This is a genomic window from Cellvibrio sp. KY-GH-1 (genome assembly GCF_008806975.1).
Classification (GTDB): domain Bacteria; phylum Pseudomonadota; class Gammaproteobacteria; order Pseudomonadales; family Cellvibrionaceae; genus Cellvibrio.
In genome coordinates this window covers 5089812-5105921 of the sequence record NZ_CP031728.1, presented here as the reverse complement: position 1 = coordinate 5105921, position 16110 = coordinate 5089812, and the positions used below count along the sequence as shown (strand labels likewise).

At 47.8% G+C, this 16110-nt stretch carries 13 protein-coding genes; 2 read left to right on the top strand and 11 right to left on the bottom strand.

Annotated elements, in window-relative coordinates:
* The first annotated feature begins 69 nt into the window (after positions 1 to 69).
* Positions 70 to 2595 carry an EAL domain-containing protein gene (locus D0C16_RS21465; RefSeq protein ID WP_225318801.1) on the top strand — a complete coding sequence of 842 codons (2526 nt, stop codon included), beginning with the start codon at positions 70 to 72 and terminating at the stop codon, positions 2593 to 2595.
* A gap of 69 nt (positions 2596 to 2664) precedes the next feature.
* Here D0C16_RS21465 and D0C16_RS21460 read toward each other — a convergent pair whose 3' ends face one another.
* The 8 genes from D0C16_RS21460 to D0C16_RS21425 all read right to left on the bottom strand — a co-directional run bounded on the left by D0C16_RS21460 (position 2665) and on the right by D0C16_RS21425 (position 13015).
* Complete coding sequence (locus D0C16_RS21460) at positions 2665 to 3387, bottom strand: SDR family NAD(P)-dependent oxidoreductase (protein ID WP_151034230.1); 723 nt, start codon at positions 3385 to 3387, stop codon at positions 2665 to 2667.
* A 30-nt stretch (positions 3388 to 3417) separates the two neighbouring features.
* The gene (locus D0C16_RS21455) at positions 3418 to 4278 is read right to left on the bottom strand and encodes a hypothetical protein (protein WP_151034229.1); all 861 of its coding nucleotides are present in this window, start codon (positions 4276 to 4278) and stop codon (positions 3418 to 3420) included.
* A complete protein-coding gene (locus D0C16_RS21450) occupies positions 4262 to 5080 on the bottom strand; it encodes a citrate/2-methylcitrate synthase (protein ID WP_151034228.1) in 819 nt (272 codons plus the stop codon). Before D0C16_RS21450 ends, D0C16_RS21455 begins: the two co-directional genes overlap by 17 nt.
* 15 nt (positions 5081 to 5095) lie before the next feature.
* Complete coding sequence (locus tag D0C16_RS21445; RefSeq protein ID WP_151034227.1) at positions 5096 to 7252, bottom strand: TonB-dependent siderophore receptor; 2157 nt, start codon at positions 7250 to 7252, stop codon at positions 5096 to 5098.
* Positions 7253 to 7472: 220 nt separating this feature from the next.
* On the bottom strand, positions 7473 to 9803 hold the full coding sequence (locus D0C16_RS21440; protein WP_151034226.1) for a YfiR/HmsC family protein: 2331 nt from the start codon (positions 9801 to 9803) through the stop codon (positions 7473 to 7475).
* Positions 9804 to 10028: 225 nt separating this feature from the next.
* Positions 10029 to 11546: a hypothetical protein gene (locus tag D0C16_RS21435; protein ID WP_225318800.1), complete on the bottom strand. Its 1518-nt coding sequence runs from the start codon at positions 11544 to 11546 to the stop codon at positions 10029 to 10031.
* Between the two features lie 74 nt (positions 11547 to 11620).
* Positions 11621 to 12556 carry a hypothetical protein gene (locus tag D0C16_RS21430; protein WP_225318799.1) on the bottom strand — a complete coding sequence of 312 codons (936 nt, stop codon included), beginning with the start codon at positions 12554 to 12556 and terminating at the stop codon, positions 11621 to 11623.
* A gap of 39 nt (positions 12557 to 12595) precedes the next feature.
* Positions 12596 to 13015, bottom strand: coding sequence for a VOC family protein (locus D0C16_RS21425; RefSeq protein ID WP_225318798.1), 420 nt, complete (start codon positions 13013 to 13015; stop codon positions 12596 to 12598).
* A 58-nt stretch (positions 13016 to 13073) separates the two neighbouring features.
* Here D0C16_RS21425 and D0C16_RS21420 point away from each other — a divergent pair, with 58 nt between their 5' ends.
* Positions 13074 to 13298, top strand: coding sequence for a hypothetical protein (locus D0C16_RS21420; protein WP_151034225.1), 225 nt, complete (start codon positions 13074 to 13076; stop codon positions 13296 to 13298).
* On the opposite strand, the gene D0C16_RS21415 is transcribed toward D0C16_RS21420, so the two are convergent.
* The 3 genes from D0C16_RS21415 to D0C16_RS21405 form a co-directional block, all read right to left on the bottom strand.
* A complete protein-coding gene (locus D0C16_RS21415) occupies positions 13268 to 14491 on the bottom strand; it encodes an EAL domain-containing protein (protein WP_151034224.1) in 1224 nt (407 codons plus the stop codon). The genes D0C16_RS21420 and D0C16_RS21415 overlap by 31 nt on opposite strands.
* On the bottom strand, positions 14488 to 15534 hold the full coding sequence (locus D0C16_RS21410; protein ID WP_151034223.1) for a chemotaxis response regulator protein-glutamate methylesterase: 1047 nt from the start codon (positions 15532 to 15534) through the stop codon (positions 14488 to 14490). Before D0C16_RS21410 ends, D0C16_RS21415 begins: the two co-directional genes overlap by 4 nt.
* 77 nt (positions 15535 to 15611) lie before the next feature.
* Positions 15612 to 16109, bottom strand: a complete 498-nt coding sequence (locus D0C16_RS21405) for a chemotaxis protein CheD (protein WP_151034222.1) — start codon at positions 16107 to 16109, stop codon at positions 15612 to 15614.
* Between the last annotated feature and the right edge of the window lies 1 nt (position 16110).

Here is a 16110-nt window from a genome sequence, read left to right as displayed (position 1 = left end):
ACTTTTTCAAATGAAAAGGTTTTAGCGGTTTATGCTAGGCTAAAAGGATATTAATTCGGAGACTCATGAGTGTTAATCGATAACACCAATCAACCTGACTCACCTATTAACATTCTCATCGTTAATAACGACCCCGACGCACTGGCCATGATCAACGCCAGCGTGCAAACACTCGCGCATGCCAACACCAGCTGCGTAGACTCTGCACAAAAAGCCCTGCGGGTGTTACGCCAGCAAACCATCGATCTATTAATTGTAGATGTAAACATTCCCGATATGGATGGCTGGCGGCTATCGCGCTTGGTACGCAGCGGTATTTTGCTCTGCCGTGTTGATTTGCCCATCGTGATTACCGCGCAAACCTGGTGTGAACGTATCGCCGAAGTGACCGCGCGCGAATACGGTATCAATCAGTTACTCCCTCTGGAACATCTGCAGCAACTACCGGCCGTCGTTAAAAATCTTACCCGCCAAAAAGAAACGATCACACCCAAGCCGCGTCTGCTGGTAGTAGAAGATGAACCCGACACCGCCGATTTAATTCGACGCATTCTGTCTGGTGCCTTTGATATTGAATTTGCGAATGAAGGCGACGCCGGCCTGCGTGCCTGGGTGCAAGGCCGTCAGGACCTGGTACTGCTGGACGTGATGCTACCCAAGTTATCTGGGCGCGATATTTTGATGGAGATTCACAGTATCGACGCCAACCAGCCAGTCGTGATCATGACGGCACACACCACGATTGACCAAGCAGAAGAGCTGATGCTTATGGGCGCGGTAGATTTCCTGCCCAAACCATTTCGCGCAGAACAATTGCGCAAGGTGTGCGATATCGCCATTCACCGCGACGACTATTTAGTTAGCAATGCGCAATTCGCCGCGCGAGTTAACGACGTACAAGAACGAGAGCGCGAATACCGCGCACTCTATGAAAGCCATCACCAATTGCTCAACGATTTGCAATCAGTAGTCATGGAACTGGATGCCGATTTTAAAATCCAATATTTAAACCATGCCTGGGAAACCATGATGGGTTTTCCGGTGAGTGAATGTATTGGGCAATCACTGGAAGCGTTTATTGCCATTGATGATTTTAACCAGTATTCGCTGTTCAAAAATAAAATTCGCAAAACCCTGCAAAGCAATAAACCCTGCCCTGAATTTGAGCTATGCCTAAGCAACTATCGCGGACAAAAACTCTGGGCGCAGTTAAAAGTCAGCCGATCCACCAGGTTGCAGGATTCAGAAAATCTCACCATCTGCTTGGACAACATCACCGAGCGACGCGAATCCCAGGAGCAGCTAAAATATTTGGCGATGCACGATTCCTTAACCGGCCTGTACAACCGCCATTTTTTTGAATCGACACTCGCACAACTCACGGCGGATTCCGTGCGCAATAATCGTCAACACGCACTGGTGTATCTTGACCTCGATCACTTCAAAGTAATCAACGACACTTTTGGCCATCAAAAAGGCGATGAAGTGTTGCGCGAGATGTCGCACCTGCTTAGCAAGCGCATTCGCGGTACTGATATTTTATGTCGCTTGGGTGGCGATGAATTTGCGATCCTGCTGCGCGATATTAAGGCGCATGAAGTCTATGAGTTTGCACGCAACATTCAACAAATCGTTGCGGAATTCACCTTTCAATTGCAGGAACAACGCATCAGCCTGGGCAGCAGTATTGGGCTCACCCTGATTGATGGCAGCACCAACAACGCCGAAGAGCATTTAATGCGCGCTGACATTGCGCTTTATGTCGCCAAAGGGCGTGGCCGCAATTTGATTCACCAATACGATCCGCTCGACAGCGAAAGTGACGAGTTGCGTCATTCCATCAATACCTCGCAAAAAATTCGCAAGGCCATTATGGAAGATCGCATGGTGCTCTACTTCCAACCCATCTTCGATATTAAAAACAACCGCGTTTCCTATTACGAAGCGTTGGTGAGGTTGCGTGAGCCCGACGGGCGTATTTTAGGGCCGGACACCTTTATTCCTGCATTGGAATCTGCGGGTGAAATGCATTTGCTGGATCGCTGGATTATCAAACTGGCAATCCACACCCTGCATAATCATCCTGAGCTAAATCACATTGCTATTAATTTATCGGCACAGGCCTTTAAAGATGAAAATCTGGTGCCGACCATTTTGGAAAATCTCACCGCGACCGGTGTGAACCCTAAACGCATCACGTTTGAATTAACAGAAAGCGCCAGCTTGTTTAATCTACACATCACTCAAAAAGTCATTGCTGATTTGCATAAACTTGGTTGCAGCTTTTCAGTCGACGATTTTGGTTCCGGCTTTAGCAGTTTTGCTTATCTAAAAGATTTACCGGCGGATTACATCAAACTGGATGGTTCTTTTATCCAGAACTTGCATCGCGATCAAGTTGACCAGACTCTGGTGAAATCCATGATTCAGGTAATCCAGGCACTCGGCAAAAAAGCCGTCGCGGAATATGTGGAGAACGAAGCCATTCTGGAAATATTGAAAAGTATGAACGTAGATTTTGTACAGGGTTATCACATAGGGCATCCGTTACCCGTTGAGCGCTTGCTACTCAAGCAAGAAATTGCATCGTCATAAAAAAATTAAGGGGCTCATTAGCCCCTGCTCATTATCCCCTTAACTGTTTGGCGCCGACACAACTACATATTAAGTTACATTAACACCACCATCCACCGCCCAGATTGCGCCGGTGGTATAGCTAGACTCCAACTGCGCCACAATGACTTCTGCTACTTCTTCCGGGCGACCAAAACGTTTTAATGGAATAGTCGTTTCCATATGGGCCTTAATCGCTGCCTGAGTAGGCTCATCAAAACCCAGCTTACCAATAATCGGGGTGTCTATCGCGCCGGGTGAAACGGCGTTAATGCGAATGCCGACGGGCGCTAATTCAATAGCGAGGCTTTTAGTCACTGCCTCCAAAGCTCCCTTAGTCGCCGCATAGAGCGCCGCATTCGCTAAGCCATTATTTACAACTGCCGATGAAACATTCGTAATACTTCCGCCGACTTGTTGCAGCGAAGGTAACAACCCTTTAATTAATTCCAATGGCGCGCGCAAATTGACATTCATAAACTGGTCAAAATCAGCGCTGGTAATTAACGGCAAAGGAATAAAATGCGCAACAGCCGCATTATTTACCAGAGCACTCAACGGTTTATCGGAAAAATAATTTACCAGCCGCAACACATCGCCTGCATTGCCAACATCAGCAAGAATTGCCGTTACCCCAAGTTCCTGCGCTGCTTTATCGATTCGCGCCTGATCACGACCACAAATAAACACTGAATAACCCTTGGCCTTTAATAGCTTCGCTGTCGCATAACCTATGCCTGAGTTTCCACCTGTCACCAACGCATTTTTTTGCATAACTATTCCTACATAAATTAGAAGGGAAATTTATTCAGGGACTCTGCGCGCCGCTGGCCCCTGGTAATCAATATCCTCACAGCGCAAGGGTAAAAAAGTATCCGCTGGACGCTGATAAGTATCCAGATAACAGGCCGTTACACCGCTGGCCACCATGACGGCGAACATTTGATAAACTTCTTCGGGAGTAAAGCCCTGATCTGAAAGAAACGCTGACATATAGCCATTAATATTCATCCCTTCATCAAACTCACGCATTAATACTTTTTCAATCTCGTAGGCGAGAGAAAGGTGCGAGCCTGTATGAAATCCCAATTTTTTTGCAAAGCGCTCCATGGCTTCAAGGCGCTCATCACCTTTAGCAATCGGGCGAATATAACCAACAATATAAGGTTTACCGCGATTGGCGGTCGTAATACGTTGAACGATTTCCTGCGCGTTGGCGCCAGCAAGAAATTGTGCGTGCGCTCGCTGAATAAAACGCAACCCTTCCAGCAAGGTGTAGGGACCATAAGACCGAGAATCCGCCGCGAGAGACCCAATGGTAGTGGCTGCTACCACGGATGTGCGCGCGGCGCCGGCAAGCGCGCCAATTTGATTGCACCATATACGCGGGTCTGGCCAGCTTAAACAGCCATAAATTGCTTCAACCCAATCGGCTAGCTCTTTAGTTACTAATTTTCCTGTTGCATTTAAGATTAAAATTTGAAAATAGGATTTTTCACCCACCAGTTCTTCCAGCATGGAATAGCCGTGGGAAAAGACACCTTTACCAGGAAACCAGCCACCGGTTTTACTAAAAATTTTTCCCCGTTGCTGGTCAAGAAAGTGAATTACATCCGGGTTACTGTTGGAAGTATTGTGTAGCGAATCTTCATCGTTCAATAACATAATTATCATCACTCACAAACGGCATGGCAGTAATAGGCTTATTTGCCAACTCAAGACCATGGGCAACGAGTCCCGGTGCGCCCAACAATTGAAACAAACAACCGCCCGCGCGCGGATGAAATCCCAAATCGGCAAATACGGCGGCCGCAACGCCTGTACTTGACCAACCAATTCCCAAAGGATGTAAGTAGCGCGCGAAATCCTGCCCCCAACGCAAACAATCGCCAGCTCCCGGCATTTCTGATAACTGATTTGCAATAGATTGCGTTAAGAAGTCCACACCGCCATATTTTTGAGTAAATCCATATATTCCATGGGCAGCAAGGGTATCGGGAGAAGTGCTCTGATCAGCCCATTCGTTAAATAAATCCCGTGCGGAATTAGCGTGTTGTTTGCGTAAAAAACGCATCGCATTTTCAATTTCACCACCCCCGAGATAATCACCACCCAGTACCGCGCTGGCGATTGGTAAAATATGCAAGGGGTTAGTTTTGCCAACACCCACGTTCATAGCGGCACGTGTGGCGGGGTGGCGAGGGCCGGGGTTAATCAAGCTAATCATCAATGCTTCAAAAATGTTCGCCTGTTCTGGCGTGGGTAACTCACCGCGAAATAACAAATAAAAAACATCAGAAAATGATCGTCTGCTCATCAACTCCAGCAGATCATAACCATAGCAGTAAGCCGCGCGCGCAAGGTAGGGGTTATCTGCATCAGGAATTTCTTGCCAAATGCGCGTTGCCGTTTTCGCCACAAAGGGTTCGTTGCGGCTGCGCACCTGATCGTGTTTAGGATCTTGCATCTACTGCCCCAAAAATTAATCGAACTGATAACTTAATTGCAACCAGACGCTACGCGACTCCAACGGGTAATCATCAGCAATTTCGCCACTGCTGGGTTCGCGCGCGTCGGCATCGCCGAGATTTCTCACCGCGAACGATGCATCAACTTGTGGAATTATATTTTTTCGCGTTAGCACCAAATCCACCCAGGTATAATCATCAATTGCGGGGCGTATATCCCCCGCACGGCGCTCGCGATCAGCAACATAAATCCACTGATTATTCAGAGACCAATCAGGCGCAAACTCCCAATTCATATTTACTTTAATCTGTTGCCCCGGTGCATCCGCAATTGGCTGATTGGTGCTTACATCTTTTGCATCCTGATAGGAATAGCTGCTAGAAAAATGCAATGAAGAAAGCGGTTTCCAATTCATCTCCAGTTCAAAGCCGTCACCGTCCTGATCGCGTGCGTTTTGCGCCATTTTTATCGTAGCAACATTGGCGGAGACAAACTCAATCATATCGCGCGCCTGATAGCGAAATAGCGTTAGGGAGGTCTGGAAATCTTTGGTCGCTAAATAATTGAACGATAGCTCGACAGTGTCTATTTGCTCTGGATCCAAATCAGAATTACCAAGAGATACCGGATTATTTTTGGACCCCTGCTCAGTAAATGAAGGAGCACGAAAGGCACTGCCATACATTAATTTAGTAGTGAGCTGTTCTGTTCCAGCCCACACCAGCGCAATACGTGGATTGGTTGTTCCACCAAAATCGGAGTAATCGTCGTAGCGTACACCAGACGTTAGCTCCAGGGACGAGGTAATCTGCCATTCATCTTGTAATGAAAAATAAGCGATAGTTCGCGAACTATCGGGCAAAAAAACATATTCTGAATCACTAACATCGGTGAGTTTTCCCGACACCACAGGAACAATGGTGGTTATCACGCCCGGGCCAAAATTTTTGTATTCACGCGCTTCCAAGGTTTGATGCTTTGAACCCACAGCAAACCTTATTCGATGCGATTCCCAGCCCGAATAAATTGAAATCAAATCCAGTTGAGTGTCGACAGATTCCTGCCCTGGCTGCCCGATTAAACCATCGGGAAAAGACACCAAACCAGCAGGCTCGACGGCATTAACATTGCCATCAACTCCAATAGGTATCAGACTATTTGCGGGCAAGAGCGTAAAACGGGTTTGCAGGTCGTAATAGAGGTAGCTAAAACGGGCACTATTATCCCAGTCGCCACCCGCATCATCAAAATGGTAGGTTGCATCCATTAACAGCAGATTACTTTCATCGCTGCCATTAATATCCAACGCCTGCGCACCACCCGCACCTACGCCGGCATCATTGGAAATCCAACTCCATAAATTAAATTGCGTTTTCTCACTGGTGAGAGTCAGGTGCGTATCCACAATTTGGTAACGTGTCGACAGTGCTCCTGGAGCGTTAGACGCGGTAGTTCCCAAACCCCTATCCAGTAAGGATTGCAAATCGGTATTGACTACACGATCACTGTCGCCATTGCTCTCCTGATAAGCCATGCTCAGAGATACGCCCCAGTCCCGCCATTGATTAGCGGTTTGTAACCACAAATCACGACTTCCAAAAGCTCCTGCACCACCACCTATTTTGGTAGAGTCTATGACTGAAGCATCTTTCGTAATTACGTTGATTACACCAGCATAAGCATCCGCACCGTAAACGGCAGAACCTGGCCCGCGAATAACTTCAACACGGTCAATTCCAGAGGCCGGAATTTTCAGCAAAGATGGCCGCCCACCCTGCAAGCTTGATTGCACTGCAACGCCATTAATCATTAACAGGACTTGGGAATTAAAGCCGGTATGGATACCGCGAATGGAATAAACAGAATCAAGGCGACTCAAACTAGAGAGCCCCACATGGAGCCCGGGTACGGATTCCAGAACCTCGTTGAGACTCCGCGCACCCAAGGCTTCGATTTCACTGGCAGTAATCACCGTGGCTGCAGCCGGAGCGCGATCCAATGGAGTGCTATTGCCCGTAGCAATTGAAATTTCAACCTGCCCCAATTCAGCAAGGCTGAGATTATAAAAATCTTCCGGGGCGGACGAGGGTTCCGATGCTGCCCGTGCAGCAGCGGCAATAACGAAAGGAAGAAGTGCAAGCGAAAATTTTGCCACAGGAGACAAGCGCATAATGACAACCTAATTAAAAAGGGTTTACCGTCATTCCGCTGACTGAACCACTCAATGCTATAGACCCAACTGCATTAATAAGCCTTGAAGTTTCCTACTGATGCGTGAGTATCTCGACCAGTAAGCACTTTTTGCACTAAGAAAGTGGTAAGACTAGTTTAACTTTGCATTAATGCAAAGCCCATTGACTTAGCTTTTACTTCAATGAACCGAAGATCTCCTATTCAGTACGAGGTGCGAGCTTTTGAATAGCGTGTTTTAGTGTTTCGCGTCTAACCGGTTTAGTGAGGTATTCTTCCGCTGGCCGACGATTAAATCGTTTTCGCTCCTCGATCATGGAGACCACAATTACCGGTATATCGCACACATCCGGATCTTCCTTGATACGCTCAAATAAAATCCAGCCGTGCTGGTCTGGCAGCAATAAATCGAGCGTAATTACCTGGGGTTTAATGGACTGAATCAATCGCCAGCCACTTTCCGCATCACTCGCCGTATGTACCTGATAACCCTCGGCGCGAATGGTGCGCGCCATTACATCCAAAAATGCCGGATCATCATCAATCATTACGACATGTTCACCTATAGCGTCCGGATTGGATAATGGCGCTGAGGGGAATGACTCTTCTGCATCATTTTTTTGTATCGCCACCGGGGTGGGATTCATTGGTAGTGGCAGCTCCACAATAAATTTGGCGCCTGCGCCCAATTCACTTTCGACATGAATACTGCCGCCCATTAATTCGCAAAGCTGGCGCGTAATAGACAAGCCCAAACCGCTACCCTGGAATTTACGCGTTGTACCGGAATCCGCCTGCTTGAATGGATCAAAAATGCCCGCCTGCTGCTCCGCCGATATACCAATGCCACTGTCAGCCACGCTGATAAAAATACGTTTTGGTTGATGATAGGCTTTGATGCGTACCTGTCCATTGGGCGCAAACTTGATCGCATTACCTAATAAATTAATGAGTATATGCAGTAATTTTTCTGGATCTGCTTTTGGCAGGGTTTCACCATCATCGACATCCAACACCAACCGAATAGCGTTCTTCTCAATCAGCGGTGCTACTGTCCCAACAGCTTCGTCAACCAGGCTGGAGAGTTTTACTTCTGCCAGATCAAGATCCATACGACCAGATTCAATCTTGGCCAAATCCAGCACGCTATTAATTAATTTCAACAGGCGCTCACTATTGGCAATTACGCGCGTTAAGTCTTTTACGTGATGCTCATCGTCAGCCAATTTTAATTCTTCGATGACCACCTCCGTATACCCGATAATGGCCTGCAACGGGGTACGCAACTCGTGACTCATCAACGACAGGAATTCGCTCTTCGCCTGGCTTGCATCTTCCGCTTTGCGTTTGGCAATGGCCAGCCGATCACGTGCCATTTGCAAATCCTGGCTGTGCGCGGCAAGGCGCTGGTTATCGCGCCGTTTTACCGTGTATGCGATCAATACGGTTACAATCAAGAGTGCGCCCAGGATGACCGAGCCCCACAAATAACGCAGGGCAACTTTTTGTGAATCGACCAACTCGTCCAAATTCACAATGGCATCTTTTTGTTTGAGGATGATATCTTCCTGGGATTTAATGGTGCTATTGAGGAAGGTCAAGCGCTTTTCTCGCGTATCAATTTCCTTGCGGATGTTATCCAGGTGTCGCTGCTGTTCATCCAGCTCCCGAGTACGCTGGGCCACTTCATTGAGCAAGCTTTCGCGCTCCAACTTACTCGCTTCAATTTGTATCTGTTGTTTTTCAAGTTGCTTTTTTTGCTCCGCAATTAACGCGTCGCTTTTTTGGATGTTTTGGCTAAGCGATGCCATTTGCACTTGCAGTTGATCGTTAGTCGCCTGCTGCTTTTGAATCGATACGCTTAACTCATTCAGCGCTTTTTCTCGGCCGTGCAATTGCTTTTGCAATGCAACGAGTGATGCTTGTCCCTCGCGATAGAGCTTTGCCACATCAATTTCAGTACCGCCATTTAATATTAACTCGGGCAAAGGAGTTAAGCCGTGGTTGATGATGTTGGACTTATTAACTTCGAACTTCAGGCGATCGTCATTGGTGGGCGTCAGATTTATCATCACCAGTTGCTTATTGTCATAAGCGTGTGTCACCAACAATACCGGCTTACCTTCCAATACATCGTAAATATCACTAATTGTTTTAGCGCTTGCCTGCTCTACATACACAAGATGGAATTTCGCCAATGAATCGACCCGGTTTACCTGAGTCACGCTAATCGGTAAGTCACGCAATTTAACGCGCTGTTTTAATACTGTTAATTCATCCATCAGCGCCGGGTTATAGGTGCCGTAAATACCAATATCAAAAGACGTCATGGTCGCCTGATTAGGCCACTCAATATTTTTCGCAAAGTTATACAGGTAAGAGACGGTTATTTTTTGTTTATCCAATGCACTAGCGGTGGCACTGACAAATGTCACCCATGTCGCACAAAGCAACATAAAAACTGCACGGCGTAAGGTTTCTGACGCGAAGCGCCAGTTAATACCCAAAGGTAAAAAGGCTGATGTCAGCATTATTGCTTGTCTTATTCGGGAAGTAAGTTGATTACTACTGCACGCCGCTCGATATTTTACAGCGGCGCGGAAATTATCACTTGAAGAAGCATAGCCGGTTAAATTGGATTTGGATATACGTCTTCTCTATCACAAACCCGTGCGGGCAATGACGCCTGAGTTCGTTGAATAAAAAAACACCCCGACAATGCGGGGTGTTTTTGCGGCGTGCAATGAGCGCTTGATTTACATATAAGCCTTGGCAAACGCGGCTTTGGACTCCTGAATGTACTCGCGCACTTTGACCGCATGAGATTCCCAGAGATTGCGATCCTTTTCGTCCGAGAAGGGGTTTTGGTCTTTGGCAACAGAGCGATCGAATTTGTCATAAAATGTAATCACCGATGAGGCAATCTGGTTAAAGCGCTCTTTAAACACCTGCGTCTCTTCCATGGTGCCAGTGGCTTTCATCATAAATTGTACAAACTCGGTATTGGAGCTGGAATGATTTTGATAGCTCTCTGCCTGCAAAATAAAATAATTGTTAATCTCCTGTAGGGCCGCGTTACGCGTAGGCTCGTCCTTACTCATTACGCGGTTGTAATTTTCCTGGCCGCGGCCCATACCGCCTGCTATCAGCGACTCTTTTAAATGCTTATCCAGATCCTTGCGGAACTTGTCCACTTCGCGCTGGATATCCATCAGGTCTTTATCCAAGGCAACGACGGTATTTAATTCTTTTTCCACCTCACCTAAAAAGCCTTCGGCCTTGGCAAAGGTTTTTAACCCATTCTCTTCCGCAAATTTGCGTGCTTTGCGATCCACACCGGCGTTTTCATAAGACACGCGATCAAAGGTGGTAGCCACTATGGTTTTAAAGGGTTCAGCAAAGGCCTGATAAGCCCCTTGTGTCATTACGTTCAGGGTTGCAGTTGCAATATCACCCAGAGGTTTCAGCAGCGATTCCATGCGCGATTTCTGAATCGGTGATGCAACGCGCTTAACATCGCTCACAATCCCTTTGAATGTCTGGTAGCCAAGTGGATTGGCCATTTTTCCGCGCTCGGACGTTGCCAATACCAGAGTCACACTGGAATAAATACCGTTGGCGTATTCCAGATACTGGCGTTGCACGTCAATTTGTGCGGCGTAATTTTTACCTAAAGTGCGCAGCGCATCGGCCTGCACCTGATAATTCTTGTCATCGCGCAATTTACCCAACACTTCGGCGATCACTTTTTCCTGGTTTTTTTGCAGCGCCGTGTCCAGCAGAATTTTTTCTACACTGACGTCGTCCAACCAGGCTTGTCCATTCGTGACTTCAAAGTCCAGACGCAAGAATTTTTTACCTGGATCATCGATGGAGATACGTTTGGCGTGATATTCCGTGGAGTCATTACTGCCCAGTATTTGCCCCACTTGCACCCAGCCTGTGTCGGCATTCTGTGTGCTGGCGACGAGCACATTAATTTTATATTGGGTAGCGGGCGTGGAAGTTTTTATCCAAAATTCCAGTGTGCCCTGCTCGCTCAAGTTAACGCGCGAGCGCACAGATGCCTCGCCTTCATCGACTTGCAAAGCACCAGTACCGTTGCGCGCTTGCTCCGCAACCAGTTTAGCGCCATAGATTAGCGACCACTTTTTTGCGTCGGATTCAGAATCAAAACTATTCTTAAAAATTACCGATTTTTGTTGCGCCATAGTGCCCATAGTCATTGCACTGGCAACACAAAATGCAATTAAACGGAGGGAATTTTTCAGCATACTTGCCTCTTTCACCACATCACCTTAAATGTAAAAAATTATCCTGACGCAACCAACTCTACAGCGGTTGCTCGCTATTCAATAAAGCCAGGCACCAATTGTTGTAAAACGCGATCCACGCCGGCCTGACGCGCACCTATCAAGCGCGGATAGGCTACTGGTAATTCCGGCAAGCCAGTCAATCCGTGCAGATAGCCATTGGCGCCCCAGCCACCCAAGGCCACAGGATTAACGAGTGGATCATTCAACGCTTTTTCGGCGGCAACCATCGTCCAGCCACGCGCATTTAATTCATCCACCAGCGCCACAATAAAATAGGCAGCCAAATCATTTTCTTGAATAACCAACACCTGCCTCGGCGAATAGCCAAGCATATTAAATAAATACTCGTCCTGTTGACGCAGAGGCTCCAACATTAACTGAATGTAAGCCTTTTCCAGCGCGGCCATATCTACCCGGCGATTATTACGTACCTTTTTTTGGTACAACTGATCAATATAATTATCAATTCCCCGCGCCGGATTAAATCCGGTAAATGCCGGTTGGTAACCACGCTCTTGCAGAAATTCAATCAGACCGCGTTGGATGCTCGCATCACCCGACTCATGTAAATAGGAAAAATGGATGTGTTTTTTGTAGCCTTGAAAAGGTGCCAATAAGCGATTGGCCTTTAGCAAGCCAATTTCATAGGCATAGAGATCACTTTTACTCACCAAACTATGATCGTGTCCGGCATTAACCAACAAATGGCCATTATCGCTATAGAGCGCAACGCGCTCGCGATTTTTACTATCCAAATTTTCCGTTTTAATTAAAAACATTGCCTGGGGTACGGCAACTGTTTTTAAGTTGCGCACCAACATTTGCGAGCGCGCTTTACCATCCAAAGAGCTGGAATCCTGCAGCGTATTTTCAAACGCAATGACCAATTCACGCGCCTGAACGGACGCAGTCATCAACACGGCAACGGCCATAACGATTAACTGATAAGCTTGTTTAAACACCAACACATCTCACTCTGTTAATAGCAACCTTGATAGTCTTTTCCGCTAATGCTGCGGCAAGGCAGGTAACTCGTAAAGCTCCAGTGGCAATCCATCCGGATCTTTAAAAAATGTAAACCGTTTGTGCGTATATTCATCCACCCGGACCGACTCTACCTCAATATGATTGGCAAGCAACCAATCCACAACCACATCCAGTTCGCGCACCACAAATGCCAGATGACGCAAACCGCAAGCTTCAGGTTGGGACGGCCGCGCCGGCGGTTTGGGAAAGGAAAAAAGCTCCACCTGGGTACCATTAGGCAATGCCAAATCAAGCTTCCAGGAGTCGCGCGCTGCACGATAATTTTCCGCCAGGATTTCCAACCCCAGAATATTTACATAAAAGTGTTTGGATTTTTCATAATCCGAACAAATCAGCGCAACATGATGCACCGCATGTAGCTTGGGTTGCATTCTGTTCATGGCTCAAGCCCTGTAGTTACAGCGTGATTCTTCACGGCAAAATGAGTAATTCGTGCTTATGCTGCGACCCTCAAGCTGTACCCATGATGAATACCACCCCAAACCGCTGGGTGACAGCGATTACGAGTATCTTAACCTGAATTGGCAAGTGTATACCGATTTACCTGGCAAGGAAGCCGAATGGAGTCGAGAAAAAGTAGTTGAAGGAACTACCTGTGATGAACAACGCAAACAGCGCTGGAATCAGGCAAATTATTTGTGTTCTTGCTGTTTGCGCAATTGACTCAAGCCTGTTTTTACCCAGGCCAATAAATCATCGGGAAACATTGGTTTGGCGAAATAATAGCCCTGAACCAGATCCACCCCTAAATCTAACAGGATTTTATAATCCTCTTCGGTTTCTACGCCTTCCGCCACGGTAGTGAGCTTGAGGTTTTTAGCCAAATCAACAGTACTGGCCAGGATGGTTTTTTGTTGCGGTCGCACAGCGGCGCTATGGACCAGCGAGCGGTCAATTTTTAATTCCGTTGCGGGCACTCGTGATAACTGCTGCGCGTTGGCAAATCCCGTACCGTAATCATCTATCGCGATGTGGAAGCCTTTCAGCCGCAAACGTGCGAGCGTGCGAATAGCGCTGGCCAATTCACCCAGAAGGGCATTTTCAGTTACCTCAAAGGTAACTTCCGCCGGCGCAATACCATAGTCATTCGCCATCTTGCAAAGCCAGTCCACCAAATCCGCATCCGCCAGTGACAATGGCGATAGGTTAAAAGCAAGATGGAAACGCAAACCATACTGCTGCCAACTGCGTTTGTGCTTGAAAGCCTCCTCCAACAAATAATGGGTAAGAGCGTCAATCATGCCGTGACGCTCCGCCAATTCGATAAATACCGCCGGTGAAATCATCCCCTTGGTTGGATGGCGCCACCGCGCTAATGCTTCCACACCGCGCAGCAACAAACCCTGGGTCGTCAACTTGGGTTGGAACGCCAGGGTTAAATCTCGATTTGCCAATGCCTCGCTTAACTCGAGGGCAGTAACTTCATTGTCGTTGGCCTTTTTGGGTTCAGCAGATACTTTGCTGTCTTGAATAAAGCGCAACAAACTGCATTGAAGTACATCCGCTAAAAGGGGTTTTTGAAAAGTGCCAATCACGTGCAACCCATCAGCCTCTGCCATAGTCCCCACACTGGCAATCAGTATCGGATCTTTTGCGCTGAGAATAATCACACTGGAATTCAATTTTTTTTGCGCGATAGAGCGAATTAACTCGACGCCGTCCATGATCGGCATTTCCAAATCAATCAGGATCACATCGACACTATTTGCATCCAGAACTTCCAAAGCATCAACACCGTTCGCCGCATCATAGAGCGAGCTAACCCCCAAATCCTGACACAGCTCTTTGGCGTACTGACGCTGGGTCAGGCTGTCGTCCGTAACCAGTACACTTAAGTCGGAAATCGCAGATTTCATAGCCTGGCCCCCAGGACCGTTGGAATTTGCGATAAAGGCATAATTTCTTTTGCAGCCCCCATATTGATGGCCTCCTTGGGCATACCAAATACCACACAGGACTGCTCATCCTGCGCAATAGTTCTGCAACCTACCTGACGCATTTCCAATAATCCCCTGGCACCATCATCCCCCATACCCGTCATAATAATTCCCATTGCATTGCGCCCCGCCGAGCGAGCCGCCGAGCGAAATAATACATCCACCGAAGGGCAGTGCCGATTAACACTCGGCCCGCGAAATACCTTGGCAATGTATTGCGCACCGGAGCGCTGCACTTCCAGATGATGCCCGCCCGGCGCAATCAATACCCGCCCGGGAATCAAGCGATCCCCCGACTCAGCTTCTTTTACATCTACCTCGCACAACCCGTCCAAACGCTTGGCAAAGGCGGCGGTGAACTTTTCAGGCATATGCTGTACAACGGCAATTCCCGGGCAGGTGCGAGGAATTTTGCTCAACACCTCTTCCAGCGCCTGGGTGCCGCCCGTGGAAGTACCTATCACAATAATTGTGTCGGTAGTCGCGGTCATGGTCACCAAATCAGATACTGGAACAACCGGTGTAACCTGTTTTGTTTCTATCGTATGGCTGCGCCGCGACACATGGGCACCGGCTGCGCCGCGCACGGTTTGCCAGAGCAGGTGCTTGGCTTCCAATAAAAAATCTTTCACGCCCAATTGCGGCTTGGTAATTATATCTATCGCCCCGGCTGCCAGCGCTTGCAGGGTTAGTTCAGCACCCTTCTCTGCCAATGACGAGCAAATGATTACCGGAGTTGGTCGCTCTTGCATCAAGTGACGCAAAAAGGTCAGGCCATCCATCCGCGGCATTTCAATATCCAGCAAAACAACATCCGGCCATTTTTTTTGCATCTGCTGCTGCGCAAAAATAGGGTCAGATGCCGTGGCATAAACTGTTATGTCCGGTGCTTCATTCAGTACACCGCTAAGCACTTGGCGCACCACCGCTGAATCATCTACTACCAACACATTAATAGTCATAGCATCTCAACTTTTACCAAGGGCTGGCGCTATTGCGCTTCACCAAGTATTGTCGATAAGCGTTGCTTTTCAACAGTTCATTCGGGATTCATTTGATAATGTTTTACCTGCACTTCACCAGTAGGTATTACCAGCGTCAAAGATCGCGATATGGTACCCCCCACATCCACATGTCGCGCCTGCAATTTCTCGCGCGCAAGCCATTGCTGCGCATAGCGAATATTGTCCGTACCGATTGAGGTAGGCGTAGAAAAAGCAAACATATCGCCACCACCAAATAGTCCCAATTCGAATTCATCAGGATTAGCAAACGACTGCATGGCCATTTTCATTTGCTCCAGAGCAAAAACCGCGTAGCGGCAATCGCGCTCCACCGGTTTGTGTTCCGCTGTTTTGTGTTCCGCTGATTTGGCAAGCAGATAATGGCATAGCCCCCCAATTTTCAAACGGGGATGCCAGGCTGTTAATGCCACGCAAGACCCCAACACGGTATGCAAGCGTTCGAACTCCACACCAAAGTACCACTCACCCGGGTGGATGCTGTGAAGTGGTTTTAGCTCGGGAACAGCGATCATT